A 25,980-nucleotide genomic window follows, 5' to 3' on the forward strand; every position below is an offset into this window, starting at 1 on the left:
TCGGGAAACTGTCGGCTTTCCGATAGACCGAAATGGAGTCCCACATGTCTGACCAAAGCCGCCAGATGACCCCTGAAGAAGCTGCCGAATTCACCGAGCAGGTTTTCAACAAGGCGCGCGACGGTGATGCCGAGATGCTTGATCGCCTGGTCACCGCCGGGCTGCCGGTGAACCTGAAAAACAGCAAGGGCGACACCCTGTTGATGCTCGCCAGCTACTACGGCCATGTTGATGCGGTGAAGGTTCTGCTTAAACACAAAGCCGATCCGGAAATGCGCAATGGCAACAGCCAGAGCCCGATTGCCGGCGCTGCGTTCAAGGGCGATCTGGCGGTGGTCAAGGCGCTGGTCGAGGCGGGCGCCGAGATTGAGGGTTCTTCCTTCGACGGCCGCACCGCGTTGATGATGGCGGCAATGTTCAACCGCGTTGAAATCGTCGACTACCTGATCGGCCAGGGTGCTGACCCGAAAGCCAAGGACGCCAACGGCGTGACCGCGCTGGATGCGGCGCGGACCATGGGCGCGGTCGATACCACCGCGCAGCTGGAAAAGTTGCTGGCGTAAAGTCCACGGACTGTGGCGAAGGGTAGAATGCGCTATCCTTCGCGCCCTGAAAATTCACCTCCGCCACAGGATCCGCCCTCATGAAAGCCGCACTCGTCGAACTCATCAGCAAAATCAGCTCCGGCTGCATGGGCGAGGACGAGATCCTGAAAGTGGCTGACGAAGCCGCTCAGGCCTACGCCGATGCCGGTGCCTTTCTGGCCGCCAACCAGGATATCAACTACGACGACACCTTCCCGATCCCGTTGGGCGAGTGGGTGGTGGTCGGCAGTCTGCCGGAAACTGTGCTGTTCCAGGCCGATACCTATGTCGATCTGTTCGCACAAATCGTTGCTTCGTTTGGCCCCGGCGTGGATTTCAACCTTAAGCCCAAACAACTGGCCAAGACCGAAGCACTGACCGCACTCAACCGCATCCAGGTGCAAATGAGCAGCCTGAACAAGGAAAACGGCGGTTACACGTTGATGAACTTCAGCCAGTTGCTCGACGATGAATTGCAAATGGTCCTGGTCTACGGCAACGACGTGCCCCGCGTGCTGGAGTTGTGCGCCGAGGCCGGCATCGCCGCCGCGCCAGCGCTGGAAGCCTTGAAGGTCGCCGTTCACGTCTGAACGCAATAAAAGGGAACCCTGCGCTCGACCGTCTATCCTAAAAGTGCATGCCACTATTCTGGAGCGACACCATGGGTTCCACGTTCAACGGTCTGATTGGCCTGATCATCCTTGCCCTCGACATCTGGGCCATCATCAACGTGCTGAAAAGCGGCGCCTCCACCGGAATGAAAATCGTCTGGGTGTTGCTGATCATCCTCCTGCCGGTGCTGGGCCTGATCATCTGGGCGATTGCCGGACCGCGGGGCAACGTCCGGATCTGAGCTGATTTTCGATCACACTGTCATCCCTGTGGGAGCGAGCCTGTTCGCGAAGACGTTGTGTCAGTCGCCATCAACGGCAACCGACGCTCCGCTTTCGCGAGCAGGCTCGCTCCCACATTGGTTTGCGGTGGTAAAAACAAGCTGAGGTTCGACCTGTCATCTTCGGCAACGTAGAATGCGCGCCTTTCCCGGGCAATCGTCCCCACGATGGCGCCCGCGCATTTATCGGAGCACTTGACCATGACCGTTACCAAGACCAGCGAGTACCTGGAAACCCTCTACGAAGGCTACGGCCAGCGTTTTCGCATGGAAAAACTGCTGCACGAAGTGCGCACCGAACACCAGCATCTGGTGATCTTCCAGAACCCGCGCATGGGCCGCGTCATGGCGCTGGACGGCGTGATCCAGACTACCGAAGCCGACGAATTCATCTACCACGAAATGCTCACCCACGTGCCGATCCTTGCCCACGGCACTGCCAAGCGCGTGCTGATCATCGGTGGCGGTGACGGCGGAATGTTGCGCGAAGTGACCAAGCACGCCGGCGTCGAGCACATCACCATGGTTGAAATCGACGGCACCGTGGTCGACATGTGCAAGGAATTCCTGCCGAACCATTCCGCCGGAGCCTACGACGATCCGCGCCTGAACCTGGTGATCGACGACGGCATGCGTTTCGTCGCCACCACCACTGAAAAATTCGACGTGATCATCTCCGACTCCACCGACCCGATCGGCCCGGGCGAAGTGCTGTTCTCGGAGAATTTCTACCAGGCGTGCCACCGCTGCCTGAACGAAGGCGGCATCCTGGTGACTCAGAACGGCACGCCGTTCATGCAAATCGACGAAGTCAAAACCACCGCCGGTCGCCTGCGCAGCCTGTTCCCGGACTGGCATTTCTATCAGGCCGCCGTGCCGACCTACATCGGCGGTTCGATGACCTTCGCCTGGGGCTCGACCAACCCGGCCTACCGCAAGCTCAGCCGTGAAACCCTGCAACAGCGCTTCATCGGCAGCGGCATCGTCACCCGTTACTACAACCCGGAAATCCACATCGGCGCGTTCGCCTTGCCGCAATACGTGCTGCAGGCGGTCAACAAGCCGAGCAACGACTGATCATGCTGAAGTCGCTCTGCAAGGGAGCTTTTGTGGTGAGGGGATAAATCCCCTCACCATAGAAGTCCGCCTTACCGATTGGATGGTTATTTTCACCGTTGTCGGCTGTAATCCTTTTGAACCAACTCTCGCGGGAAAAAGTCGAGATAGAGGTAAGCCCATTTACGGGTTGATCGAGGAGGCACTGATGCAAAAGTGGAAAGTCACTTTCGTGGATGATCACGGTGAAATTGTCGATGAAGTCTTCGAACGTGAGGAATGCCCGTCCGATGATGAAGCCGCACGGCTCGTCAAAGAGCGGCTTCTTCCGGTCGCCGCCCAGCTGGATCTCAACGATCTGGAAGGGCGCACCGCCGATGCCGGGGTGAAAAACCTCAAGACCCAGAACGGCATCGAAATCCTCAGCATCACCCCTGTCTGAACACTTCCTGTCATCTCGTAAACCAGGCCTTGGCAGCGGCGCTCTCTTGGGGCTACTCTGCAAGCGAGATCAGCGAATGGATCGCTAAGGTCTGGTCTTGTCAGCTACATGCTTGTTTCCCGCGCGCAACCACGTTGCCGTAGTACTTAGGCCAAAAGGCCCGGGGCGGGAATACGGAAAGTCTATCCATCAATCGAGGGGGACGATTCATGAGCACAGCCTATCAAGAAGACATCAGCAGCAACGTTCTGCGCCGCATGAAAGAAGGCGGTTTCGATTTTTCCCGGTTCCATCCCATCGAGTTCTACGCGATTTTCCCGGACGAGGAGCGGGCGCGCAGGGCAGCAGGCAAATTTCGCGGTGAATCCATCAATGCCCAGGTCAGTGCGCGCGACGACGGCGCCTGGTCGCTGGAATTGAGCAAAGTGATGTACGCAACCTATGACGACATCGGCGATTTCGAGCAAGGCTTTTCTGCCGTGGTCGAACCGCTGGGCGGCATTATCGAGGGTTGGGGCGTGAAGCAGGAGGTGCGCAATCGTTACCGGTTGAATTGATATTGCGCATTGTTTGTCGGACAACGGCTGACCTTCTGGGCGGCCGTTGTCGTTTCTGGCTTCTGCACATCGCAGTGGCAAAACCCTGAAACAAGAATCCAGGGCAAAAAAAAGCCACCGGAGAGGGTGGCTAAAAGGGAAGACGGGTATGCAATAAAGTCCTGTCGGGACGGGGCTGCCAAGGCAGTTCAGATCAGTTGAGCTGTCTACTTCGCGGCGGCATGCCGGGGGAGTTTTGCAGCGAATGCGCGGATTATCCGCAGTCGTGGCCGGGCAGTGAAATCAACTCTGACTATGCTGGTGATAGGCGATGCAGTGCGTCGCAATGAAGCGGGGGCAATCGGGCCGGGGCATTTGCCGCACAGGAATGGTGCGCAGCCTTCGGCGTGGATCTACAACCGATTGAAATCAAAGCGTTTATGCCGATGGCACGGGCCTTGCGAAGGCCTGTATGTCCGGAGTGACAAGGAGTACGGCATGATCCGCACCTATTTTGACGAGATGTACGATGCCGGCGGCCTGGTCCGCCCGCATTACCGGGAATTTGCCCGCTGGCTGGCCGAGACGCCCGACGAGCTGCTCGCGCAGCGCCGCCGCGAGGCCGATCTGTTGTTTCACCGGGCCGGGATCACCTTCACGCTCTATGGCGACGAGCAGGGCACCGAGCGCCTGATTCCGTTCGACACCATTCCGCGCAGCATTCCCGCCAGTGAATGGCGGATTGTCGAGCGCGGCTGCATCCAGCGGGTCAAAGCGTTGAACATGTTCCTCGCCGACCTCTACCACGAGCAGCGCATCATCAAGGCCGGGATCATTCCCGCCGAACAGGTGCTGGCCAACGAGCAATACCAGTTGGCGATGCAAGGCCTGGATCTGCACCGCGACATCTACTCGCACATCTCCGGCGTCGATCTGGTGCGCGACGGCGATGGCACTTATTACGTCCTCGAAGACAACCTGCGCACCCCTAGCGGCGTCAGCTACATGCTCGAAGACCGCAAGATGATGATGCGTCTGTTCCCCGAACTGTTCTCCGCCCAGCGCATCGCCCCGATCGATCACTATCCCAATCTGCTGCTCGACACCCTGAAAAGCTCAAGCCCGATCGACAATCCGAGCGTGGTGGTGTTGACGCCGGGACGTTTCAACAGCGCGTTCTTCGAACACGCGTTTCTTGCCCGGGAAATGGGCGTGGAACTGGTCGAAGGCGCGGATCTGTTCGTGCGTGACGACAAGGTATTCATGCGCACCACCGATGGCCCTAAAGCGGTCGACGTGATCTATCGCCGCCTCGACGATGCCTTCCTCGACCCGCTGGCGTTCAACCCGGACTCAATGCTCGGCGTGCCGGGGCTGCTGTCGTCCTATCGTTCCGGCAATGTGGTGCTGGCCAACGCCATCGGCACCGGAGTGGCGGACGATAAATCGGTGTATCCGTTTGTCACCGACATGATCCGTTTCTACCTCGACGAAGAGCCGATTCTGAAAAACGTGCCGACCTGGCAGTGCCGCAACCCGTCCGAGCTGTCCCATGTGCTGGCCAATCTTCCGGAACTGGTGGTCAAGGAGACCCAAGGCTCCGGCGGTTACGGCATGCTCGTTGGGCCAGCCGCGACGACAGCGGAAATCGATGCCTTTCGTGAGCGCATCAAAGCCAAACCCCATGCCTACATCGCGCAGCCGACGCTGTCGCTGTCGACCTGTCCGACCTTTGTCGAAAACGGCATTGCACCGCGCCATATCGATTTGCGTCCGTTTGTGCTGTCCGGCCGCGAAACCCGGGTCGTGCCCGGCGGTTTGACCCGTGTTGCGTTGCGTGAAGGCTCCCTGGTGGTGAATTCCTCCCAGGGCGGCGGCACCAAGGACACCTGGGTAGTCGAGGATTGAAGGAAGCTTGCCATGTTAAGTAGAACTGCCTCGGATCTGTACTGGATGTCGCGTTACCTGGAGCGTGCGGAGAATCTCGCGCGCATGCTCGACATCAGTTATTCGCTGTCGCTGATGCCGCAGGACGGGCGCGGCGACGGTCTGCACGAACTCGCCATGCCGTTGCTGATCACCGGCACCCTGGACGATTACCTTGAACGCCACGGTGACCTGCACGCTGAACGCTTGCTGCATTTCTTCGCACTGGATGCGGCCAACCCGGCCAGTATCTACAGCTGCCTTGGCGCAGCGCGAGCCAGTGCCCATGCCGTGCGCGGGCGTATCACTGCCGACATGTGGGAAAACATCAATGCGACCTGGCTGGAGATTCGCGGCATCGCCGAACAGGGCCTGAGCCGCTACGGCATGAGCCGTTTCTGCGAATGGATCAAGGAGCGTTCGCACCTGTTTCGCGGCGCCTCTTACGGCACGATCATGCGCAACGACGCGTTTCGCTTCATTCGTCTGGGCACGTTTATCGAGCGCGCGGACAACACGCTGCGCCTGCTCGATGCCCGTTACGAGATGGCCGGCGATCAGGCCGAAGCAGTCAGCGACGGCACGGCGCACGCCTATTACCAGTGGAGTGCGCTGCTGCGCGCCTTGTCCTCATTCGAGGCCTACACCGAAATCTACCGCGACGCGCCCGGCGCCCGGCATGTCGCCGAACTGCTGCTGTTACGCGCCGATGTGCCGCGTTCGCTGCGTGCCTGTACCGAAGAGATCGACCAGATCCTCGCGCAACTACCCGGCGCCAACGGCCGACCGGCACAACGCCTGGCGGCGGAAATGGACGCGCGCCTGCGCTACACCGGCATCAACGAAATTCTCGAAGAAGGCCTGCACGCCTGGCTGACCGAATTCATCCCGCTGGTGCGCCAGTTGGGCAACGCCATTCACAGTTCCTACCTGGAGGCTGCATGAGACTTTCCATAAGCCACGAGACCACCTATCACTACGAAGATCAGGTGCGCGCGAGCATCCAGTACCTGCGCCTGACGCCCCACGACAGCGAGCGCCAGCATGTCCTCAGTTGGCAACTCGACCTGCCGCGTCCGGTGCGTGCGCAGCTCGATCCGTTCGGCAACATCCTGCATGTGCTGACCATGGACGAGCCCCACGAAGCGATCATCATTGGCGCCCGGGGGCAGGTCGATATCGACGAATTGCGCGAGGCCGAACATGAGAGCCAGTCGGCGCTGCCGTTCCTGCGCTTCACGCGCCTGACCGAAGCCGATGAAGCGTTGCGCGAGTTTGCCGCTGAGAACTGCAAGCAGCGACGAGACCGCACCGCGCTGATCGACTTGATGCACGGTCTGAATCAGCACATGAGCTACACGCCGGGCTCGACTGAAGTCGACACCAGCGCCGCCGAAGCTTTCGCCGGTCGGGCCGGGGTCTGTCAGGATCATGCGCACGCGTTTCTCGCCTGCGCGCGCAGTCTCGGGGTGCCGTCGCGTTACGTGTCGGGTTATCTGTACAGCGAAGATTGCGAGCATCTGGCCAGTCATGCCTGGGCAGAAGCGTGGCTGGATGACGCGTGGTACAGCTTCGACGTGACCAACCAACTGGCGCGCCCGGAGCGACACTTGAAGCTGGCGGTGGGCCTGGATTATCTCGATGCCTGCCCGGTCCGCGGCATGCGCCGGGGCGGCGGCTGCGAGCAGATGCATGCGAAGGTGTTCGTCTCGCCGACGCCGGTTATTTCCGTGCAGCAACAATAGATTCGGGATACCGCTATCGCTGGCAAGCCAGCTCCCACAGGATGACCGCTGATTCGAACTCTGCGCATACCCTGTGGGAGCTGGCTTGCCAGCGAAGAGGCCAGTAATAACACCCTAAGGCTTACGGCTTAACTTTGCGCCCGGCCATGTGCATGAGATAGCCCACCAGCATTTCAAGATCTGTATCCGGCAATACCTCAGCAGAAAACCCCGGCATCTTCGCCTGCGGCCACTGACGCAAACTCTGCGGATCGCGGATGTAGCGCTTCAAGAAATCCGCCCCGAAATACTCGGTCGGGCTATACGGAATATTCAGATCCGGACCGAACTGCGCGTCTCCGGCACCATTCAACCGGTGACAGGCCAGGCAATTTTTCTGAAACAGGGCAAAACCCTGGTTCACCGGATCATCGGCCTTCAAGGCAGGATCGGGCAGCAGGGCAGGGAAGCGTTGGGCCACTGGCGCCATCAGCTTGATGCTGGCGACTTCGAACGGCCACTGTTCGGGGCTGATATTACCTGCCTGCGGATCGGTCCAGACCAGATAGAACGGCCCGGCGCTGTGCTTGCCGGCAGACAACGGTGGCCACGGCCGCGCCGGGTCCTCGATTGCCAGCCATGCTCGTGCGCCGTCCTTGTTCAGCAAGGGCGCGGCGGCCAACTCTGCGGCAAAGCCATCCAGCGCCACCGCCTGCAAGTGATCCTCCGGCTTGACCCCCGTCAGCAATGCGGCCAGCGGCACGGCCTGATAGGTCATGTCCTTCTTGTAGGAAACATCATTGTTGATCGTGAGAGTTTGCAGCTGAGGATGCTTGAGCAGCTCTTCGGTCTGCCAGGTGCGGCTGTTTGCGCCCAACTGCAGATCCAGTTGTGCGGCGGACAAGGGCAAGCTCAGCAGCAAGGCACCGAGCGCAATGAGCGTTTTCAAATGATCGCCGTCCATGTCGTGGGAGTGCGCAAAGGTTGGCACAACCACGCTGGCCCGGGTAGCGGGCCAGTCACATTTTCAGTGGCGATATACAGCACGCGACGTTTGAATCAGCCGATGACTTTGGTCAGATTCGGCAAGATCAACAACAGCGTCGTGGCGAAAAGAATGAGTCCTGCTTGACGTACTTTCGGTTGTTTGAACATGGCTTGACCGCCTTTATTGTTATTTCCTGGTGCGTGCCTGAGTGCATATCCCTGACGGCACGCGGTGCACTTCCTGTTGAGGGACGCCCGTCTCGGCAAAACCCGACGACGATGGCGTACATCTTCACCTTAGAGCCCACGTCAGCCTTCGCTTAGATCCATTTCATATGGTGATCTTGAAAAAAGCTTTTAAAACGGCATGAGGCGTATTGCCAGCTTCTTTGCCGCCCGCTGGCTAGACAACTCGACGACCTGAACCGGTTCACCTGAGGTCCGATGACCGTCCGTCTGAGCGTGTGCGTCAAGCGCTTTGAGCAATGTGGTCATTGCTTGCCAGTCGGCGCAGGGCGAAAGTGAAGTGACAATAAATCAGGTTCGAGGACGTCATGACTGAAGCTTTGATTTTCGATGCGTTACGCACTCCGCGTGGCAAAGGCAAGGCCGATGGCGCGCTGCACAGCGTGAAGCCGGTCAACCTGGTGGCGGGTCTGCTGAGCGCCTTGCAGGCGCGCACCGCGCTGGATACCAGTCAGGTCGATGATCTCGTCCTCGGCTGCGTCACGCCGATCGGCGATCAAGGTTCGGACATCGCCAAGACGGCGGTGCAAGTGGCCGACTGGGACGTCAGCGTCGCCGGTGTGCAGATCAACCGTTTCTGCGCTTCGGGTCTGGAAGCCGTGAATCTTGGCGCGATGAAAGTGCGCTCGGGTTTCGAGGATCTGGTGGTGGTTGGCGGCGTCGAGTCGATGTCGCGGGTGCCAATGGGCAGCGATGGCGGTGCCTGGGCGCTGGATCCGCAGACCAACCTACACAGCCATTTCACCCCGCAAGGGGTCGGCGCCGATCTGATCGCCACCCTCGAAGGCTTCAGTCGGCAGGACGTCGATGCCTACGCGCTGCACTCGCAGCAAAAAGCCGCACGAGCGCGGGCCGACGGCTCCTTCAACAAGTCGCTGGTGCCAGTGCAGGATCAGAACGGCATCATCCTGCTTGATCACGATGAGTTCATCCGCGCCGAATCGACCCTCGAAGGCCTGGGCAAGCTCAAGCCAAGTTTCGAAATGATCGGGCAGATGGGCTTTGACGCCACGGCGTTGCGGGTCTACAGCCATGTCGAGCGGATCAACCATGTGCACACGCCGGGCAACAGTTCCGGAATTGTCGACGGTGCGGCGCTGATGCTCATCGGCTCCGAAGCCAAGGGCCGCGCGTTGGGGCTGCAGCCTCGTGCGCGTATCGTCGCCACGGCCGTCACCAGCACAGATCCGACCATCATGCTCACCGGCCCAGCGCCGGCGACCCGCAAAGCCTTGGCCAAGGCCGGACTGCGCGTGGAGGACATCGATCTGTTCGAGGTCAACGAAGCGTTTGCTTCGGTGGTGTTGAAATTCATCAAGGACATGGCCGTCGACCCGGGCAAGGTCAACGTCAACGGCGGCTCGATCGCCATGGGCCACCCGCTGGGCGCCACCGGTTGCGCGATCCTCGGCACCCTGCTTGATGAACTGGAAGCGCGCAACTTGCGCTACGGCCTGGCGACGCTGTGTGTCGGCGGCGGCATGGGCATTGCCACCATCATCGAACGCCTCTGAGCCCCGACTTCAAGGAACCCTGTTATGAGCGAAGCCATTCGTTACGAAAAAGGCCAGGACGGTATCGTCGTGCTGACCATGGACATGCCGGGCCAGAGCGCCAACACCATGAACGCCGTGTACCGCGAGGCCATGGCCGCTTGCGTTGCTCGTTTGTCAGCGGAGAATGACAGCATCGCCGGAGTGATCATCACCTCCGCGAAGAAAACCTTTTTTGCCGGCGGCGACCTCAATGAATTGATCAAGGTCGGCAAGCCCGAAGCCAAAGCCTTCTACGACATGGTGCTGACCCTCAAGGCGCAATTGCGCAGCCTGGAAACCCTCGGCAAACCGGTGGTCGCGGCGATCAACGGTGCTGCGCTGGGCGGCGGCTGGGAGATCTGTCTGGCCTGTCACCACCGCATTGCTGTTAATGACGCCTCGGTGCAACTCGGTCTTCCGGAAGTGACCCTGGGCCTTTTGCCGGGCGGCGGCGGGGTGGTGCGCATGGTGCGCATGCTCGGCATCGAAAAAGCCCTGCCGTACTTGCTTGAAGGCAAGAAGGTGCGCCCGCAACAGGCGTTGCAGGCCGGGCTGATTGATGACCTGGCAGCGGATCGCGATGAGCTGTTGGCCAAGGCGCGCGCCTGGATTCTCGCCAATCCGGCGCCAGTGCAGCGCTGGGACGTCAAGGGTTACCAGATTCCTGGCGGCACGCCATCGAACCCGAAAGTGGCGCAGATGCTGGCGATTGCGCCGTCGATCCTGCGCGCGAAAACCCACGGCACCCTGCCGGCGCCGGAGAAGATTCTATGCGCGGCGGTGGAGGGCGCTCAGGTCGATTTCGACACGGCGCACCTGATCGAAACCCGCTACTTCACCGAGCTGACGACCGGGCAAATCTCGAAAAACCTGATCGGTACGTTCTGGTTCCAGTTGAACGAGATCAACGCCGGCGGTTCAAGACCGCAAGGTTTTGCGCCCTATAAAACCCGCAAAGTCGGTGTGCTCGGCGCCGGAATGATGGGCGCGGGCATCGCTTTTGTCAGCGCCTCGGCCGGTATCGACGTCGTCCTCAAGGACATCAACCTTGCCGCTGCCGAGAAGGGCAAAGCGCATTCCGCAACGCTGCTGGACAAGAAAGTTGCCCGTGGCCAAATGACTGCCGAACAGCGCGAAGCGGTGCTGGCGCGAATCGTTGCGAGCGAAAGCGACGCCGATCTGGCCGGTTGCGATCTGATCATCGAAGCTGTGTTTGAGGATCGCCAACTCAAAGCCAAGGTATCTGCCGCCGCGCAACAGGTGGTGGGTGGCGACGCTGTCATCGCCTCCAACACATCGACCCTGCCGATCACCGGCCTGGCGACGGCGGTGCCCGATCAAAGCAAATTCATCGGCCTGCATTTCTTCAGTCCGGTAGAAAAAATGCCGCTGGTGGAAATCATCAAGGGGGCGCAGACCAGCGCCGAAACTCTCGCTCGCGGTTTCGATTTCGTTCTGCAAATCAAGAAAACTCCGATCGTGGTCAACGACAGTCGCGGCTTCTTTACCTCGCGGGTGTTCGGCACGTTCACCAACGAAGGCATTGCCATGCTCGGCGAGGGCGTCAGTGCGCCGATGATCGAGACCGAAGCGCGCAAGGCCGGGATGCCGGTCGGGCCGCTGGCAATCTCAGACGAGGTTTCCCTCAGCCTGATCAGCCATATCCGTCAACAGACGGCCAAGGACCTACAGGCTGAAGGGAAACCGCTGATTGAGCACCCGGCCTTTGCCGTGATTGACTTGATGCTCAATGAATTCAAGCGACCGGGTAAAGCTGCCGGAGGCGGTTTTTATGAGTATCCAGCGGGCTCGCAGAAGCATTTATGGCCGGAGCTGAAAACGCGCTTCGAGAAGGCCGACGGACAGATCTCTGCGAAAGATGTGCGTGATCGGCTGTTGTTTGTGCAGGCCATCGAAACCGTGCGCTGTGTGGAGGAGGGCGTGCTGACCTCGACGGCGGATGCCAACGTCGGCTCGATCTTCGGCATCGGTTTCGCCGCGTGGACCGGCGGGGCGCTGCAGTTCATCAACCAGTATGGCCTGAAGGACTTCGTCGCCCGCGCGCAGTATCTGGCCGAGCAATACGGGGAACGCTTTACCCCGCCAGCGCTGCTGCTGGACAAAGCGGCGAAAGGTGAAATGTTCTAGGGCCGGCGAGCATTTCGGGGCTTGCCTTGGCCGGGTGTTTCAGGGCAGGCTCTGGGGTGTTCGTTATTCCCATCACGTGTCAGGTATTTTTTATGTCGCTGCGCATCTGCATTCTCGAAACCGACATCCTGCGGCCCGAATTGATTGACCAATATCAGGGCTATGGGCAGATGTTCCAGCGCCTGTTCTCGCAGCAACCGATTGCCGCTGAGTTCACTGTCTATAACGTGGTGAAGGGTGAGTATCCAAGCGACGACGAGATTTTCGATGCGTATCTGGTCACTGGCAGCAAGGCCGATTCGTTCGGCACGGATCCGTGGATCCAGACCCTCAAGACCTACCTTTTGGATCGCTACGAACGCGGCGACAAACTGCTCGGCGTGTGCTTCGGCCATCAATTGCTGGCGTTGCTGCTTGGCGGCAAGAGCGAGCGGGCCTCCCAGGGTTGGGGCGTCGGTACTCACAATTACAAGCTGGCAGCCAAGGCGCCGTGGATGAGCCCGGTACGCGAAGAGCTGACACTGCTGATCAGTCACCAGGATCAGGTAACCGAGCTACCGGAAAACGCCACGGTCATCGCCTCCAGCGATTTCTGCCCGTTCGCGGCGTATCACATCAACGACCAGGTGCTGTGCTTCCAGGGCCATCCGGAGTTCATTCACGATTACTCCCGCGCGCTGCTCGACCTGCGCCAAGAAGCGCTGGGCTCGCAGATTTACAGCAAAGGCATGGCCAGCCTTGAGCAGGAACATCACGGCGCTACGGTTGCGGAGTGGATGATGCGGTTCGTGGCGCACAAACCAGAGACGGCTCATCGCTAAAAGGGCCTGCTCCCACAATCCCTGTGGGAGCGAGCCTGCTCGCGAATCTCCGGGGCAACGCGGTCCCGGCTACAGCCACCCGGACCGCTTGAAGCTCGCCCACAAACTCACACACCCCACCGCAATAAACCCCAGCACTGCAAAATACCCGTAGTGCCAGGTCAACTCGGGCATGTTCTGGAAATTCATCCCGTAGATCCCCGCCACGGCTGTCGGGAACGCCAGAATCGCCGCCCACGCCGCAAACTTGCGTTGCACCACGCTCTGCCGTGATGCCTCAAGCAACACGCCAATCTCGATGGTCTGGCTGGCAATGTCCGCCAGCGTGGTCAGGTCTTCCATCTGCCGCGTTACATGAATCTGCACATCGCGAAAGTACGGGCGCATGTTCTTGTCGATGAACGGGAAACTCAGCTTTTGCAGCTCCTCGCCGATCTCCACCATCGGTGCCGCGTACCGACGCAAGCGCACCACATCGCGGCGCAAACCGTGCAGCTTCTGGATGTCGCGCTCGTTGAGGGCGCTGCACAGCACGTTGCGCTCCAGCTCATCGATCTCAGCGTGGATCGCTTCGCCCACCGGCTGATAGTTTTCGATGACGAAATCGAGCAGCGCATACAGGACGAAATCCTCCCCATGCTCGAGCAACAGCGGACGCGCTTCACAGCGTTGACGCACATAGGCGTACGACGCGGAATGGCCGTTGCGTGCGGTAATGATGTAACCCCTGCCGGCGAAGATATGCGTTTCGATGAATTGCAAAACGCCGTTTTCGCGAACCGGTGAGTAGGTGACGATAAACAGTGCGTCACCAAAGGTTTCCAGTTTTGGTCGGCTGTGTTTTTCCAGCGCGTCTTCGATGGCCAGTTCATGCAAGTTGAACTGACGTTGCAGGTTGGATAATTCCTGTGCGTCCGGTTCTTCCAGGCCGATCCACACGAAGTGGCCGGGTTTGGCCGCCCAGGCAGCACCTTCGTCCAGCGCAATATTGGTGACTTTCTTACCCTCGCTGTACACCGCAGCAGCAACAACTCGACCCATGGTGGTGATTCACTTCTTCTTGGCAGATGGCAGGGAAACTAGGCTTCAGCTTAGCCGTGTCGCTGCTTGAGAGTCAGTGAAACTTCTACAGTTCACCCGGCAAAAGAAAACCCGCACGGGGCGGGTCTTGTTTCAAGCGGCTTGCAGTTGCCGATCCATCGATTCGATGCACTCGCGCATCTGCTCGCGGCATCGCTCGATCAGCATGGGCATGTCGTCCATGGTCAATCCGACTGTAGGAATCGCCGGCAATGAACGTATGAGAACGTTGCCACTGCGCCAGCGATTCAGGCGCATGTGCTTTATATAGCTGCTCACGCACACCGGAACGATCGGCACGCCGGCGGCAATTGCCATCTGGAACGCGCCTTTCTTGAACGGCAACAAATCTTCACCGAGGTTGCGGGTGCCTTCCGGAAACACCCAGATCGAGGTGTCTTCGTTCTGCAAGGTGTGGGTCGTCGTCAGCATCGACTGCCGCGCCTTGTGCGCATTGCCACGGTCGATCAACACATTGCCGGCCAGCCAGAACAACTGGCCGAACAACGGCACCCACTTCAGGCTCTTCTTGCCGATACAAACGGTGCGACGAGGGACGACATTGCCGAACACGAACAAATCGTAGTTGGACTGATGGTTGGCGATGATCACGCAACTGTCGGGCTTGTTCATCAAGCCGTTGACCTCGGACTTGACCCGCAAACGCAAGATACACATCGCCGGCAAAGCGTAGAGGCGGGCGCAAAGTCGGCTGTTGTCCGGGTTGAACGGGCGGCACAATCCAAGGATCACGCCGAGCACGCCGGCCAGAATAAAGTGCAGGCCCATCAACAACATACGAAACACAAACAGCATTTTTGCAGGCCCACCGGGACAAAAGGTGGCGCAGTGTACGGATGTGCACTGTTTTCGGCAATTGCCGCTATAGAGTCCGGAGATGGCCGATGTTTAAGCGCATGTTTCAGTCTTGCCTGTCAGGCGCGTCCTAGAGCTTTCCGCGAATCTTCGACGTATGACGTAAGAAAAAGCCCGACTCCAAGGTCGGGCTATTCACTTACCGGCAGATCCTGGACGAGTCAGCCCAGATGTTGCTGATCCTGCAGGATCGCGTCATCGAGGGTTTCCAGCAGTTGCTTGCGCACTTTGAGCTTGGTGTTCTTGTGCGCCAGCATGTTGATCTTCTTCAACTGCCGCGCGGCAGCCAGGGCGGCGCCCTGCAATTCTTCGGCAGTGACGACTTTGTCGAGGAAGCCTGCATCAACGGCACTTTGCGGATCGAACATCTCGCCATTGATCACCGAGCGATGGAAAGCCGAACGCCGCAAGCGGTCGCGTGCCAGCTCAATACCGGCGTGGTGCATGGTCATGCCGATCTGCACTTCGTTGAGACCGATGCTGAACGGGCCATCGACACCGATGCGGTAATCGGCGGACAACAGCAGGAAAGCGCCCTTGGCCACAGCGTGCCCCGGGCAAGCAACGATCACCGGGAACGGGTGAGAGAGCAGGCGGCGGGCCAGGGTCGAACCGGCCGTCACCAGCGCAACGGCTTCTTTCGGGCCGGCGGTCATCACCTTCAGGTCATAACCACCGGAGAGAATCCCTGGCTGCCCGGTAATGATCACCACGGCGCGATCCGCCACCGCCTGATCCAGCGCCGCATTAAACGCCGCAATCACATCCGGAGAAATCGCGTTGACCTTGCCATTGTTCAGGGTCAGGGTCGCGATACCGTCTTCGAGGTGGTAGGCAATCAACTCGCTCATGACGCTATTCCTTATTAGAAAGATGGGCAGACGTTACCCACCGCCGCAGGCCAGGTAAAGCGCCGTGACTGACCTGCCAGTCACTGTTTTGCGCTTCGGCCAGCGCTGCGCGCGTGTTGCCTTCTATAAAGGAAGCGCACGGCTTACCCGAGATTGGCGGGTTTGCCATCGTCCGCTCTGGCTGAACGCAACGGCCTCTCTTAAGCGCATGAAAATTCTGAAAAAAAGTTTGCCATCGGAAAAGCTTTCGACTACATTAGCGCGCCTCGACAGACAGAACATGTCTGCAGAGATACGGTGAAGTGTCCGAGTGGCTTAAGGAGCACGCCTGGAAAGTGTGTATACAGGAAACTGTATCGAGAGTTCGAATCTCTCCTTCACCGCCACATTCAGTAAACGCAAACCCCTGATTTTCCTAGAGAAAGTCGGGGGTTTGTGGTTTTTGGCGTCTGGAAAATGGTCATATGGGACCGTTGGTGCTCGGCATCCATGAAATGTGTTTTGGTGATCATTCTCTCTCCAAAGCTATACAAAACCCTGTCACCCGTCGAAATCTCCTACACGCCTCATTGACCCCCCGAACCGTCCCGAGTTTACTGTATGCGCATACAGTAAATTCACTATCAGGTTCGTATCATGAGCGTCACCATCCTCGGCCCTTTGTCAGGCGCGGGCGAACAGCTTGCGCTGTATTCGTTTCGGATTCCCGCCGGTTTTCCTTCGCCTGCGGCTGATCACATTGAAAAGCACATCTCTCTGGACGAGGTTTTTGATATTCGTGCGCCGCACGTTTATCTGGCGAAGATCGAAGGCGAGAGCATGCAGGACGCCGGGATATTTTGCGGTGATCTGGTGATTGTTGATCGCAGCTTGAATGCCGAGCACGGCGATATTGTCATCGCCGGTCTCAACTCCGAACCCATGTGCAAGCGCCTGCACATGCGCGACAACACCGTCATCCTTCTTTCGGCCAACAGCAAATACCCACCTCGCTACGTGATGGAAGGGGATGAGTTGGTGATCTGGGGCGTGGTCACTTACAGCGTGCGCGACCATGGCAAATCGTGAGCAGGTTTTCGCGCTGATCGATTGCAACAGCTTCTATGCCAGCTGTGAGCGAGTGTTCCGGCCCGATCTGGCGAAGACGCCGATTGTCGTGCTGAGCAATAACGATGGCTGCGTGATCGCGCGCAGCTACGATGCCAAACCTTTTGTGAAAATGGGCGCGCCGTACTTTCAGATTCGTGATGATCTGCGCCGCCACGGCATTCAGGTGTTCAGCAGTAATTACGCGTTGTACGGCGACATGAGCGAACGGGTGATGACGATCATCGAATCCATGGTGCCGGCCGTCGAGGTGTACAGCATTGATGAGGCGTTCGCCGATCTCAGCGGCATTCCTGGGGACCTGACCGCGTTTGGCCGAACCATCCGCTCCGCCGTTTATAAACGCACCGGTATCCCGGTCGGCGTCGGCATCGCCCCCACGAAAACGCTGGCCAAGCTCGCCAACCACACTGCCAAACGCTTGCAAGCGCATACCGGCGGCGTGGTCGACATCTGCGATCCGTCCAAACGCGACTGGGTGCTGCGCAATACCGATGTCGGTGACGTGTGGGGCGTCGGGCGGCGGATGAAAGCTCATCTGGAAAGCATCCAGATCAGAAGCGCGATGGACCTGGCGAAGGCCGATCCGTGGACACTGCGGCGCAAGTTCAGCGTGGTGATCGAGAAGACCGCGCGCGAACTGGGTGGCACATCCTGTCTGGAACTGTCGGAAACAGAACCGCCGAAGCAGGAAATCTGCAGCAGCCGCATGTTTGGCAACCGTTTGACTACCATCGAGCCGATCAAGGAAGCCGTTGCTACTTATGTGCATCGAGCGGCGGAAAAGCTGCGCGCGCAGAATTCGCTGTGCAAAAAGATCCGCGTGAGTATCCGCACCGGCATGTTCAATCCGGAAGAGGCGAAGTACGCCAATGGCGCGCTGATCGAGTTGCCTTATCCGACCAATGATGTGCGATTGCTGAGCAAGGTCGCGAGCGAAGCGATCGATCGATTGTTCCGGCCGGGATTCAAGTACAGCAAGGCTGAAGTGTTATTGATGGATCTTCGGCAGCCCGGAGAGTTTACCGAAGACTTGTTTGCCCAGTCGCAACCGCAGACGGCGGAGAAGGTGATGGGCGTGCTGGACCAGATCAATCAGCGCTGGGGGCATGGAACGTTGCGAGCGGGGAGTGTACCGGCGGATCCTGCCTGGGGCATGCGGCGGGAGATGATGAGTTCGAGTTTTACGACGAAGCTGGATCAATTGTGGGTCGTTAAATCCAATTGAGGCACGGTTGCCAGGCCTGGTGCCGCGTTACAATCGCCGCCTTCACTTTTCCAGTAAAAGGACGACTTTCATGATCATTTCCACCACTCATTCCGTCGAGGGGCGGCAGATCACGGCCTATCTGGACATTGTCAGCGCCGAGTCTGTGCAAGGGGTCAACGTGATCCGCGATATGTTCGCCGGCATGCGCGACTTCTTTGGCGGGCGCTCGCAGACGTTGGAGCGGGCTCTTAAAGAAGCACGCATTCAGGCAACCGACGAACTGAAAGATCGAGCGCGGGCATTGCAGGCTGACGCGGTGGTCGGCGTGGACTTCGAGATCAGCATGCCGGCAGGCAAGGGTGGCATGGTCGTGGTGTTTGTCACCGGAACGGCGGTGAAGCTGCGTTGATCATTGCGTTGAAGACAAAGCCCACTCGCACGAGGAATGGGCTTTTTTCGCGTCTATCAGCCTTGAGGCTTGAGCAACACAGCGCCTCTTGAGTCATAGGTCAGCGGTGTATCGATGGCAACGAGGGGCGGTGTCCCGTCAGGCTGCGCCGATGGTGCGGGCTCGCTGGGATGGTAGACGACGCCCGGCTGCAGAAGCGGTTTGTCCGGGTATTTGATGGTGATTTCACCCGAGGCGATCTTTTCCTTGAGTTTTTCCGCACCGGCCTTGCCGGCAGCGATCTGCTCGTCCGTGAGTTTTACGACTGGCATGTTCGGGAATCCATTGATCTGCATGATCTCTCCTTGAGATTCATTGGTAGGAATAAGGGCAGCGGCCGTTCGATGGAAATCTTTAGCGAATGATCGCTCGCGACACTTTTTTCCATTCGTCGGTGATCAGCCTTTCTGAACAGCAAGTCCAGTAGTGACCAGCTAGTCTCAAAAGCGCTGAGGGACGATATTTTTCAGGCAAAACTGTTTTGCCGGTGTCGACCCGGTTGCGTAGGGGAGAGTCTATGTCAGGTCCATTTATCGAAGATGATGGCGCTGAGTTTTCATTCAACAACTGTGTGCGCTGCGGTCAGTCGGAGTATCAGTCGGGGTTTGGCGAGGATCCGGTCAGCATCGGCAAAATCAAATCCACGGCCCCCAAAGGGCCGAAAGCGAAATTCCTGCCGAAGGTCACGGCAAGGACCAGAAAGTGATTTCATCCCGTACCCCGTCACTGAACGGGGTTTTTTATGTGCGCAGGAATGAGGGGGCGGGCGTTGACATTAATGTCGGTTTTTTTTCACAAACTTTTCACGTTGGCCAACGTAGTGTGAAGCCATCCGTTAGAAAGCAAGTCTCCAGCCCGTCTCCCCAGCGGGCTTTTTTTTGCCCGGCATAAAACCTTTTCCCTGATTGCGGTCCAAACGACGCTGCCGCCCGCGTCTGGACTTTCCTGCGCCGAGCGCATTAAATCCCGCTCTTCTCGTCATCCCGTTTATTTGAGGTTTTCGTCATGCGTTTAACACTGCCTGCTCTGGTTCTTGGCCTTCTGATTGCTCAAGGTGCGATGGCTGCCGGTGATGGCACCGCGGCGCTGGGCGGTGGCCTGGGTGGCGCGCTGGGTAACGTGGTCGGTCAGAAAATGGGCGGCAGCACCGGTGCCGCCATTGGCGCTGGCGTCGCGGGCGCAGCGGGCAGCGCAGTCGCCGCACGCAAGGGCAGCCGCACCAAAGCGGCGATCGGCGGCGGTGTCGGTGCAGCCGGTGGCTCGGTGATCGGCAACAGCCTGGGCGGCCGCAACGGCGCCACCATCGGTGCAGGTCTGGGCGGCGCGGCCGGCGGTGCCGTCGGCAGCAACCTGGGCAAAGGTCACAAGCGCCACTGAGACTGATGGCCTGTCAGAAGAAGCCCGACTCGATGTCGGGCTTTTTCATGGCTGAACGTTTCGTGCGAAATCATCTCCAATCTGCATACGCCCCGCTTGGGCGGACTGTCCCGATTCGGGAACTGCGAGGTTCATATGCGATTGTCATTATCTGCACTGTTTTTTGGCTTGGTCGTGGCGCAGGGCGCGATGGCGGCCGGAGACGGCACCGCTGCCGTAGGCGGTGGTCTCGGCGGTGCGCTGGGTAATGTGGTTGGCGGGCAACTTGGCGGCAGCACGGGCGCAGCGGTCGGAGCAGGTGTTGGCGGCGCGGCCGGCAGTGCCGTCGGCGCGAACAAACGCAACCGCACCGAAGCCGCGATTGGCGGCGGTCTTGGCGCAGCAGGGGGCTCGGTCGTCGGCAACAGCCTCGGCGGCTCCACCGGCTCCGCCATTGGCGCGGGCTTGGGCGGCGCAGCAGGCGGCGCGGTAGGTAACAATCTTGGCGACGACGACGGCGGATCTCATTCCGGCGGTCACAAGCACAAGAACAAACACAAAAATAAACATCGCTGATTGATCAACGAAAACCCGGCCTGGCGCCGGGTTTTTCGTGTCTGGCCGTCAGGCGGAGGAACGATTGGCGATAGGGCTTTTCGAACGTCATATATCCCACACGAGCAAGAGGTGCGCCATGACTCCTGAAACCGAAGGCAAAGAAGAGAAGGGCCCGAGTGGATTGCCATTTATCAATGATCCGGGGAATGAAGATCCCGGGTCGCTGATGGATGATGCGACGGTGCCGTTGAATGATGCGGATGAGGCGGATATGGAGTATGAGGAGGATGGGGATGAGCAGTGAGGGGAGTAGGGTGGATTGAAAGTTTCGATTTGGTTTTGAGGGCCTGAGTGAGCAGGCCCTTTTTGTGGTGAGGTCTAATCGATTTCTTTTGAGTCGGCTAATACATATAGGTTACTTATGGCTGACAATTTTTTTATTTTTTTTAGATTTATATATTCTTCTAACTCTTTTTCGATAATTTTTTTGTCGCAATATTTTTTATATTTTGATGGTCTCTCGCGAGCGAAGTTGTATAGCCGCCAAACATCAAATCCATTGATTTCACCATTGGGGCCATAGTTAAAATCTACACTTCCGGTCGATAAGTTGATTCGGCAGCCAATGCCATGCAATTCATATTTAACGCCTCGAGTGACCCTCCCGCATCGCTTTATTGCCTTGGTGCGCCAAAGCCTTCGAATATCTCGAGTGCCAAATTTTCTCTCAAATACCAGAGTGCTGGACTCAACCATAGCGATAAAATCATTTATCAGGATCTCCAAAGTTTCACTTTGTTCACTCATCTTCTTCTGCGATGCTCCAATCTGTCTAAACCTACGTTGTTTGCTGACTCTAGTACATCTTCAATGCTGTTTAGAGTTCTGTCGTATTTTATGAGATCGGTTATGAGTCTGATTGTCACATTGGTCGAAGTTTGCCGTGCAGCTGCTGCGCGATGGTGTCCGTCCAGAATGTATAAATTCCCGTCATGTTCTATGACGTCGATAGGTTCCACTGAGTCGTATCCGTTACGCATTTGGCTTTTATAGTCCTCGACTGTCTTGGTTGAGGTCTTTCCCTCGATTGTATGTACTCTCTTCAAAGTTTGTGGATCTATATCGTGAGCAATGGCCGGTAGGTCCGGCTCCCCCTCATCAACTTTAACCCCATCACTCGCCCCCGGCACCTCACACCCAGGCTTCTTCGGCGGCGGGCAGTTGGACGTCAACCCCAACGGATCAACCCACCCCGTCGGATTCGGCACGTACTGGTACTGATTCAACCCACCCGCGAGCTTCACCGGGTCCGGCGTCAGATACCGCCCAAGCCTCGGGTCGTAATACCGATGGCGGTTGTAGTGCAGCCCACTTTCAACATCGAAATACTGCCCCTGAAACCGCAGCGGTTGGTCGAGGTAATCCTCGCCAGCGAGGGTGACGGCGGCGACTTTGCCGTAGGCGTCGTATTGCGCGGACCAGACGATTTCGCCGCTGTAGTCGGTGAGTTCCTGTGGGGTGCCGAGGTGGTCGAGTTGGTAGTAGAACGGGCAGGCCTTTTTCGGGCCTTTGCCGTCGAGCATCGCCAGTGGGCGGAAGGTGCCGGGTTCGTAGAGGAAGCTGCGGTATTGCGTGGCGCTGCTTTCGGCGACGAGGTGTTCGCCTTGCCAGAAGAATTCGGTGACGGCGCCGTCGACGGTTTTGCGGATACGGCGGCCGAAGGCGTCGTAGTGATACGTGGCGGTCTGGCCGTCCGGGCGGGTCAGGCCGATCAGGCGGTGCTGACAGTCGTAGCGGTATTCGGTGACCAGGGTCTGGCCGTGGCCACGGCGTTCGCGGATCAGGTTGCCGAAGGCGTCGTAGTCGTAATGGCGGTCGCCCTGCATCAGCAGGCGGTTGCCTTTGATCTGCGCGGGGCTGGGGCGGTCCTGCATCAGCAGATTGCCGGCCGGGTCGTGGGCGAAGGATTCGGGCAGTTCGTCGCGCGAGTGACGTACGCGGATCAACCGGTCGAGGGCGTCGTAGCCGTAGGTGCGCTGGCCGTGGCGGCTGTCAGCGATGTGCTCGAGATTGCCGTTGGCGCTGTAGGCATAATCGCGGCGGTACAGCGAGGCGTGGCGATGACCTACAGCGTGGGCAAGCAAGCGGCCCTGATCGTCGTAGGAGTATTCGCTAAGCAGCAGACCTTGCTGGCGTTGCTGTTCGCGACCGGACTGGTAGACGTGGCGCGTGAGCGGCGTGCCGTTGAGGTCGATAGCGCTCAGCGCACCGCCCTTGGCGTAGTGATAATCGAGCTTGCTGTTGTCCGGCAGGCGCAGGCGTTTGAGCTGACCGCAGGCGTCATAGGCGTAACGCAAGGTGCCCCAGCCCTGATGCTCGGTGATCAGCCGGTCCTGACGGTCGTACTCGAAGGCCAGCGGATGGTTCTGGCCGTCGTCAACGGCAACTAACCGGCCAAGGCGATCATAGTCATAACGTACCTTGATCCCATCGGGCAGGGTTTTGACCAGCAAGCGCCCGGCCTTGTCGCGCTCGTACCGGGTGACCAGCGATAAACCCTGCTCGCCGAACTCGGTCTTCTCCAGCAGATGCCCGTTGGGGTCGTAGGCATAAGCCGTGCGCCGCCCATCAAACCCGGTTTCCTGTCGGATCAATCCGGTCGGCGTGTAATCCAGTCGGTACTTTTCCCCTGACTCGTTTTCAATCTCGGTCAGCAGCAACCGCGCATGGTCGTAGCGATACTGCACGCGGGTGCCGTCGGGGTTGATCCGCCGCGAGACCAGATGCAAATCATCGTCATATTCATAGCGGGTGATGCGCCCGAGTTCATCGCGTTCGGCGGTGATCTGGCCGTAGGCGCCATAGCTGTAGGCGCGCGTGCTGCCCGTAGGAGAAGTCGTCAGGATCAGTCGGCCGGCCGCGTCCCACTGCTGACGACTGACAACACCAAATTCGTCCTGGGTGGTAATCCGCCGTCCCAGCGCATCGTAGGAAAAGCGCCGCACGCCGCCATCGGGCAGGGTTTCTTCGATGAGCTGGCCCAGCTCGTTCCACACCCAGCGGTGGCGGCTGCTGTCCGGATAACGCAGCGACAACAACTGCCCGCGCAGGTTGTAGTAGTAATGGGTGACCTGGCCGTCGGGATCGACCGCTTCGGTGACGGCGCCTTCAGCGTTGCGCCGATAGATCCACACCGCATCACCACGGCAACGCTTGTAGAGAAAACCGTTGCGGTACTCGTAGGACGTTGGTGCATCGTCCGGCGGAATCAGCGCGATCAGCCGTCCGAGTTCGTCGTAGCGGTATTCGGTAACCGCGCCCAATGCATCCTGCTCGGCGATCAAGCGGCCCTGCTGGTCATAGGCCTTGAGCTGTTCACCACCATCGGCCGCAACCTGGCGCACCAGCCGCGCGCGCTCGTCGTGGACGTAGACTTCTTCGGTGCCGTCGACGTAATGCACGGTCACGCTGGCGTCGTCATCGTTCCAGACGTAACGGGTGTTCATCTGCGAGAACGACGCCCAGTGGCGCACGCAGCGCGCCGCTTTGCCCTCGCGCTGCCACTCCCAGAAGAAGCTCGCGCCGCCGGTCAACTGGCGCTGGAGGATGACGTGGTGGTCGTCGTAGTCGTAGCGCTCGCTGTCGCCGACCGCGTTGGTCGCCACCAGCAGGCGTTGCCGCGCATCGAAGCTGTAGGTGGCGAGGTTTTGCTCGGTGATCCACTCGCCCTGAACAAAGACTTGGTAATCGACCGCCACCAGTTGCGCGCGGTCATAGCGCAACAGCAGGGCGCGGCCGGCGCCGTTGTCCAGACGCTGAATGCGGTCTGAGCGATCGCGTTGCAGGGTCAGACGATTGCCGTAGACATCGCTGATCGCCGTCAGCCGGCCGGCGCGAAAGTGATAGAAGCGCGCGGTTTCCCCGGCCAGAGCCAGAATCAACTCTTCCGGCTCATCACCGAGAAAGATCGCCGCCCGCGACAGGCTGTTGTGAATCGCTGGACGCGCGACGTTGGGCAGGGGAAAACGGGTGCGGCGGTTCTCGTGGTCGATCCAGATCACGCCATCGCCGTCGAAGGCCAGCCGATGCGCGAGCGTGTGGCTCCAGCCGAAACCCAGGCCGATGTCGATCTCGACCGCGCTGCTGCGGTACAAACGGGTGAACTCGAAGGGCAACACGCCGTCGAGCACCGCGTCGGTCAGGGTCAGCAGTTCTTCGCCGGTGACCATCGACACCGGGCAGCCGTTTTTGCAGGTATTGGGGACGCAGTCGGCGGCATCGCCGTTGGGGTTTTTCGCCTGGACGGGGACGTCGTCGTGGGGCTCGTGGCGCTCAAGACGCGCCATGCCTTGGGATTTTTCCCGCGCGAGTGGCGCCGGATTCGGCACGCGGAGCACCACCGCGTCGGCCTGACGAATGTTCAGCGGAATCGACGGTGTCGGCTTCAGCTCCACCTCGCGCGCATGAAACATCAGCGGCTTCAGCGTGCTCGCGTGCTGTTTGAGTTCCGGTGTTGAAGTCAGCTCAGCCAGACGCAAGGCTGAGGCGGCCAGCCACTCTCGCGCCCGTGGCGACTTGACTTTCGCCAGGACCTTGCTGCTCAAACGCAGCGATACGCCGGCACCGCCCGCCACGCGCATCAACAGGAAGCTGATCAGCAACTCGGTGCGAACTTCGGCCACCACCTCGGCGAGGTATTGCGGCGGCAGCATCTTCAGCCAACTGGTGAACGCGGCCAGATGAATGAACAGCAACGGCTCGTCGCTGAGCATCAACAAGGCGTTGGCGATCGCTTCGTTTGAAGCGGCAAGCAGCGCCTCGAGTTCGACTTCGCTCAGGTATTCGAGGAGCTTTGCGCTGTGCTCCTGCAGGTCGGCGAGGAGGGCAAACAGCTGTTGAATGTCATCCCATACGCCATTCAGGGCTTTTTCCAGACCGCGCCAATCGGTCCGTTGCAACTGCCCGTGACGATCAAGAAAGCCGGCGCTGGAAAACTCCGTCCATTGCGGCTGAAAGCCTGTCCACTCGGCGCGCAGCCAACCTTCAAGACCGGCGATGACTCCTTCATAAGAGGCATACAGGGCGCGGACATGGGCGGAGGAAACGTTGGGAAAGAAGGTGACGCGATAGCGCTGGCCGCGCATGCAATCGGTCACTTCGAGGATCCCGCTCGGGCCGATGGTGTGGCGCAGTGGTTCGCCGAAGGTCAGCACGCCGTCGACGTCGCTGAGCAGCGGTTCGAGGGTCACCGGGGTGTCGCCGATCGGCACAAAGCGCGCCGCTTCAAACAGGTGCACCAAGGTCAACGGACCGCTGGCCGAACACATGACCACCGATGAGCTGACAGGTGCGCGCGAGGTGATCGGCGCGCTCAGTTGTACGTCATTGCCAACCTTGAACACCTGCTCGATGTCCAGCGCGGTTCCAGTCCAGAACTGCTCGGCCCAGGCGTCGTAGTTGTTCAGGCACAGGCGGAACTCGTCGATCAGCGCTTCAAAATCTGGCTGCTTCGGATTCAGGGCGGCCACCACCAGCAGTCCGATGCTGTTGTTCAGGGCCAGGAGCTGATCGGGTTGAAACATTCGCAGTCGCTCGCG

General features: G+C 59.2%; 26 protein-coding genes and 1 tRNA gene. 20 read left to right on the forward strand and 7 right to left on the reverse strand.

The window, feature by feature from the left end:
- The first annotated feature begins 44 nt into the window (after nucleotides 1-44).
- The 9 genes from BXA01_RS24655 to BXA01_RS24695 all read left to right on the forward strand — a co-directional run bounded on the left by BXA01_RS24655 (nucleotide 45) and on the right by BXA01_RS24695 (nucleotide 7,181).
- Nucleotides 45-563 (forward strand): ankyrin repeat domain-containing protein, encoded by a 519-nt coding sequence (locus BXA01_RS24655; protein WP_076566820.1) that lies wholly within the window; start codon nucleotides 45-47, stop codon nucleotides 561-563.
- Nucleotides 564-643: 80 nt separating this feature from the next.
- Nucleotides 644-1,174, forward strand: a complete 531-nt coding sequence (locus BXA01_RS24660) for a hypothetical protein (RefSeq protein WP_076566822.1) — start codon at nucleotides 644-646, stop codon at nucleotides 1,172-1,174.
- Between the two features lie 71 nt (nucleotides 1,175-1,245).
- Entirely contained in the window at nucleotides 1,246-1,437 is a 192-nt protein-coding gene (locus BXA01_RS24665; RefSeq protein WP_016773784.1) for a PLDc N-terminal domain-containing protein, read from the forward strand.
- A gap of 240 nt (nucleotides 1,438-1,677) precedes the next feature.
- The gene (speE, locus tag BXA01_RS24670) at nucleotides 1,678-2,553 is read left to right on the forward strand and encodes a polyamine aminopropyltransferase (RefSeq protein ID WP_016773785.1); all 876 of its coding nucleotides are present in this window, start codon (nucleotides 1,678-1,680) and stop codon (nucleotides 2,551-2,553) included.
- Between the two features lie 187 nt (nucleotides 2,554-2,740).
- Complete coding sequence (locus BXA01_RS24675; protein ID WP_076566825.1) at nucleotides 2,741-2,974, forward strand: hypothetical protein; 234 nt, start codon at nucleotides 2,741-2,743, stop codon at nucleotides 2,972-2,974.
- 209 nt (nucleotides 2,975-3,183) lie between these two features.
- Complete coding sequence (locus tag BXA01_RS24680) at nucleotides 3,184-3,531, forward strand: ribonuclease E inhibitor RraB (protein ID WP_003223226.1); 348 nt, start codon at nucleotides 3,184-3,186, stop codon at nucleotides 3,529-3,531.
- Between the two features lie 477 nt (nucleotides 3,532-4,008).
- Nucleotides 4,009-5,418, forward strand: coding sequence for a circularly permuted type 2 ATP-grasp protein (locus BXA01_RS24685; protein WP_016773787.1), 1,410 nt, complete (start codon nucleotides 4,009-4,011; stop codon nucleotides 5,416-5,418).
- 12 nt (nucleotides 5,419-5,430) lie between these two features.
- Nucleotides 5,431-6,381, forward strand: coding sequence for an alpha-E domain-containing protein (locus BXA01_RS24690; RefSeq protein WP_016773788.1), 951 nt, complete (start codon nucleotides 5,431-5,433; stop codon nucleotides 6,379-6,381).
- Nucleotides 6,378-7,181: a transglutaminase family protein gene (locus BXA01_RS24695; RefSeq protein WP_076566828.1), complete on the forward strand. Its 804-nt coding sequence runs from the start codon at nucleotides 6,378-6,380 to the stop codon at nucleotides 7,179-7,181. Before BXA01_RS24690 ends, BXA01_RS24695 begins: the two co-directional genes overlap by 4 nt.
- Before the next feature lie 121 nt (nucleotides 7,182-7,302).
- Here BXA01_RS24695 and BXA01_RS24700 read toward each other — a convergent pair whose 3' ends face one another.
- Nucleotides 7,303-8,124 (reverse strand): c-type cytochrome, encoded by an 822-nt coding sequence (locus tag BXA01_RS24700; RefSeq protein ID WP_076566830.1) that lies wholly within the window; start codon nucleotides 8,122-8,124, stop codon nucleotides 7,303-7,305.
- Between the two features lie 577 nt (nucleotides 8,125-8,701).
- On the opposite strand from BXA01_RS24700, the gene BXA01_RS24705 reads away from it, so the two are divergent.
- From BXA01_RS24705 to BXA01_RS24715, 3 genes are all read left to right on the forward strand, one after another.
- The gene (locus BXA01_RS24705; RefSeq protein WP_076566833.1) at nucleotides 8,702-9,907 is read left to right on the forward strand and encodes an acetyl-CoA C-acetyltransferase; all 1,206 of its coding nucleotides are present in this window, start codon (nucleotides 8,702-8,704) and stop codon (nucleotides 9,905-9,907) included.
- A gap of 24 nt (nucleotides 9,908-9,931) precedes the next feature.
- Complete coding sequence (locus BXA01_RS24710) at nucleotides 9,932-12,076, forward strand: 3-hydroxyacyl-CoA dehydrogenase NAD-binding domain-containing protein (RefSeq protein WP_076566836.1); 2,145 nt, start codon at nucleotides 9,932-9,934, stop codon at nucleotides 12,074-12,076.
- 92 nt (nucleotides 12,077-12,168) lie between these two features.
- Entirely contained in the window at nucleotides 12,169-12,897 is a 729-nt protein-coding gene (locus BXA01_RS24715) for an amidotransferase (protein ID WP_076566839.1), read from the forward strand.
- A gap of 69 nt (nucleotides 12,898-12,966) precedes the next feature.
- Here the strand turns inward: BXA01_RS24715 and BXA01_RS24720 are convergent, their stop codons facing one another.
- The 3 genes from BXA01_RS24720 to BXA01_RS24730 all read right to left on the reverse strand — a co-directional run bounded on the left by BXA01_RS24720 (nucleotide 12,967) and on the right by BXA01_RS24730 (nucleotide 15,704).
- The gene (locus BXA01_RS24720) at nucleotides 12,967-13,938 is read right to left on the reverse strand and encodes a magnesium and cobalt transport protein CorA (protein ID WP_056784082.1); all 972 of its coding nucleotides are present in this window, start codon (nucleotides 13,936-13,938) and stop codon (nucleotides 12,967-12,969) included.
- A gap of 132 nt (nucleotides 13,939-14,070) precedes the next feature.
- Nucleotides 14,071-14,793, reverse strand: coding sequence for a 1-acylglycerol-3-phosphate O-acyltransferase (locus BXA01_RS24725; protein WP_076566842.1), 723 nt, complete (start codon nucleotides 14,791-14,793; stop codon nucleotides 14,071-14,073).
- 221 nt (nucleotides 14,794-15,014) lie between these two features.
- Nucleotides 15,015-15,704: a crotonase/enoyl-CoA hydratase family protein gene (locus BXA01_RS24730; protein ID WP_076566844.1), complete on the reverse strand. Its 690-nt coding sequence runs from the start codon at nucleotides 15,702-15,704 to the stop codon at nucleotides 15,015-15,017.
- 296 nt (nucleotides 15,705-16,000) lie between these two features.
- Between BXA01_RS24730 and BXA01_RS24735 the strand changes: the two genes are divergently transcribed.
- The 4 genes from BXA01_RS24735 (at nucleotide 16,001) to BXA01_RS24750 (ending at nucleotide 18,430) form a co-directional block, all read left to right on the forward strand.
- Nucleotides 16,001-16,090 (forward strand) — tRNA-Ser (locus tag BXA01_RS24735).
- Nucleotides 16,091-16,340: 250 nt separating this feature from the next.
- Nucleotides 16,341-16,772 (forward strand): LexA family protein, encoded by a 432-nt coding sequence (locus BXA01_RS24740; protein WP_076566847.1) that lies wholly within the window; start codon nucleotides 16,341-16,343, stop codon nucleotides 16,770-16,772.
- Entirely contained in the window at nucleotides 16,759-18,039 is a 1,281-nt protein-coding gene (locus BXA01_RS24745) for a Y-family DNA polymerase (RefSeq protein ID WP_076566850.1), read from the forward strand. The genes BXA01_RS24740 and BXA01_RS24745 overlap by 14 nt, the downstream gene beginning before the upstream one ends.
- A gap of 70 nt (nucleotides 18,040-18,109) precedes the next feature.
- Nucleotides 18,110-18,430: a YbjQ family protein gene (locus BXA01_RS24750; RefSeq protein ID WP_016773801.1), complete on the forward strand. Its 321-nt coding sequence runs from the start codon at nucleotides 18,110-18,112 to the stop codon at nucleotides 18,428-18,430.
- Between the two features lie 56 nt (nucleotides 18,431-18,486).
- Here BXA01_RS24750 and BXA01_RS24755 read toward each other — a convergent pair whose 3' ends face one another.
- Entirely contained in the window at nucleotides 18,487-18,765 is a 279-nt protein-coding gene (locus tag BXA01_RS24755; protein WP_056784095.1) for a hypothetical protein, read from the reverse strand.
- Between the two features lie 221 nt (nucleotides 18,766-18,986).
- Between BXA01_RS24755 and BXA01_RS27375 the strand changes: the two genes are divergently transcribed.
- From BXA01_RS27375 to BXA01_RS27165, 4 genes are all read left to right on the forward strand, one after another.
- A complete protein-coding gene (locus BXA01_RS27375) occupies nucleotides 18,987-19,175 on the forward strand; it encodes a hypothetical protein (RefSeq protein WP_024012286.1) in 189 nt (62 codons plus the stop codon).
- Between the two features lie 299 nt (nucleotides 19,176-19,474).
- Nucleotides 19,475-19,846 (forward strand): bacteriocin, encoded by a 372-nt coding sequence (locus BXA01_RS24765; protein WP_076566853.1) that lies wholly within the window; start codon nucleotides 19,475-19,477, stop codon nucleotides 19,844-19,846.
- A 135-nt stretch (nucleotides 19,847-19,981) separates the two neighbouring features.
- Complete coding sequence (locus BXA01_RS24770) at nucleotides 19,982-20,401, forward strand: YMGG-like glycine zipper-containing protein (RefSeq protein WP_024012287.1); 420 nt, start codon at nucleotides 19,982-19,984, stop codon at nucleotides 20,399-20,401.
- 118 nt (nucleotides 20,402-20,519) lie between these two features.
- On the forward strand, nucleotides 20,520-20,687 hold the full coding sequence (locus tag BXA01_RS27165) for a hypothetical protein (RefSeq protein ID WP_016773805.1): 168 nt from the start codon (nucleotides 20,520-20,522) through the stop codon (nucleotides 20,685-20,687).
- Between the two features lie 74 nt (nucleotides 20,688-20,761).
- Here BXA01_RS27165 and BXA01_RS24775 read toward each other — a convergent pair whose 3' ends face one another.
- Entirely contained in the window at nucleotides 20,762-21,190 is a 429-nt protein-coding gene (locus BXA01_RS24775) for a DUF6896 domain-containing protein (RefSeq protein ID WP_076566856.1), read from the reverse strand.
- Nucleotides 21,187-25,965 (reverse strand): RHS repeat-associated core domain-containing protein, encoded by a 4,779-nt coding sequence (locus BXA01_RS27775; RefSeq protein WP_076566859.1) that lies wholly within the window; start codon nucleotides 25,963-25,965, stop codon nucleotides 21,187-21,189. The genes BXA01_RS24775 and BXA01_RS27775 overlap by 4 nt, the downstream gene beginning before the upstream one ends.
- Nucleotides 25,966-25,980: the final 15 nt, after the last annotated feature.

Origin of the sequence: Pseudomonas sp. B10 (assembly GCF_900156235.1) — a bacterium.
Classification (GTDB): domain Bacteria; phylum Pseudomonadota; class Gammaproteobacteria; order Pseudomonadales; family Pseudomonadaceae; genus Aquipseudomonas; species Aquipseudomonas siliginis.

Coding starts and splice junctions, on each gene's coding strand:
- BXA01_RS24655 (WP_076566820.1), top strand. CDS start 45: ATGTCTGACCAAAGCCGCCAGATGACCCCTGAAGAAGCTGCCGAATTC.
- BXA01_RS24660 (WP_076566822.1), top strand. CDS start 644: ATGAAAGCCGCACTCGTCGAACTCATCAGCAAAATCAGCTCCGGCTGC.
- BXA01_RS24665 (WP_016773784.1), top strand. CDS start 1,246: ATGGGTTCCACGTTCAACGGTCTGATTGGCCTGATCATCCTTGCCCTC.
- speE (WP_016773785.1), top strand. CDS start 1,678: ATGACCGTTACCAAGACCAGCGAGTACCTGGAAACCCTCTACGAAGGC.
- BXA01_RS24675 (WP_076566825.1), top strand. CDS start 2,741: ATGCAAAAGTGGAAAGTCACTTTCGTGGATGATCACGGTGAAATTGTC.
- BXA01_RS24680 (WP_003223226.1), top strand. CDS start 3,184: ATGAGCACAGCCTATCAAGAAGACATCAGCAGCAACGTTCTGCGCCGC.
- BXA01_RS24685 (WP_016773787.1), top strand. CDS start 4,009: ATGATCCGCACCTATTTTGACGAGATGTACGATGCCGGCGGCCTGGTC.
- BXA01_RS24690 (WP_016773788.1), top strand. CDS start 5,431: ATGTTAAGTAGAACTGCCTCGGATCTGTACTGGATGTCGCGTTACCTG.
- BXA01_RS24695 (WP_076566828.1), top strand. CDS start 6,378: ATGAGACTTTCCATAAGCCACGAGACCACCTATCACTACGAAGATCAG.
- BXA01_RS24700 (WP_076566830.1), bottom strand. CDS start 8,124: ATGGACGGCGATCATTTGAAAACGCTCATTGCGCTCGGTGCCTTGCTG.
- BXA01_RS24705 (WP_076566833.1), top strand. CDS start 8,702: ATGACTGAAGCTTTGATTTTCGATGCGTTACGCACTCCGCGTGGCAAA.
- BXA01_RS24710 (WP_076566836.1), top strand. CDS start 9,932: ATGAGCGAAGCCATTCGTTACGAAAAAGGCCAGGACGGTATCGTCGTG.
- BXA01_RS24715 (WP_076566839.1), top strand. CDS start 12,169: ATGTCGCTGCGCATCTGCATTCTCGAAACCGACATCCTGCGGCCCGAA.
- BXA01_RS24720 (WP_056784082.1), bottom strand. CDS start 13,938: ATGGGTCGAGTTGTTGCTGCTGCGGTGTACAGCGAGGGTAAGAAAGTC.
- BXA01_RS24725 (WP_076566842.1), bottom strand. CDS start 14,793: ATGCTGTTTGTGTTTCGTATGTTGTTGATGGGCCTGCACTTTATTCTG.
- BXA01_RS24730 (WP_076566844.1), bottom strand. CDS start 15,704: ATGAGCGAGTTGATTGCCTACCACCTCGAAGACGGTATCGCGACCCTG.
- BXA01_RS24740 (WP_076566847.1), top strand. CDS start 16,341: ATGAGCGTCACCATCCTCGGCCCTTTGTCAGGCGCGGGCGAACAGCTT.
- BXA01_RS24745 (WP_076566850.1), top strand. CDS start 16,759: ATGGCAAATCGTGAGCAGGTTTTCGCGCTGATCGATTGCAACAGCTTC.
- BXA01_RS24750 (WP_016773801.1), top strand. CDS start 18,110: ATGATCATTTCCACCACTCATTCCGTCGAGGGGCGGCAGATCACGGCC.
- BXA01_RS24755 (WP_056784095.1), bottom strand. CDS start 18,765: ATGCAGATCAATGGATTCCCGAACATGCCAGTCGTAAAACTCACGGAC.
- BXA01_RS27375 (WP_024012286.1), top strand. CDS start 18,987: ATGTCAGGTCCATTTATCGAAGATGATGGCGCTGAGTTTTCATTCAAC.
- BXA01_RS24765 (WP_076566853.1), top strand. CDS start 19,475: ATGCGTTTAACACTGCCTGCTCTGGTTCTTGGCCTTCTGATTGCTCAA.
- BXA01_RS24770 (WP_024012287.1), top strand. CDS start 19,982: ATGCGATTGTCATTATCTGCACTGTTTTTTGGCTTGGTCGTGGCGCAG.
- BXA01_RS27165 (WP_016773805.1), top strand. CDS start 20,520: ATGACTCCTGAAACCGAAGGCAAAGAAGAGAAGGGCCCGAGTGGATTG.
- BXA01_RS24775 (WP_076566856.1), bottom strand. CDS start 21,190: ATGAGTGAACAAAGTGAAACTTTGGAGATCCTGATAAATGATTTTATC.
- BXA01_RS27775 (WP_076566859.1), bottom strand. CDS start 25,965: ATGTTTCAACCCGATCAGCTCCTGGCCCTGAACAACAGCATCGGACTG.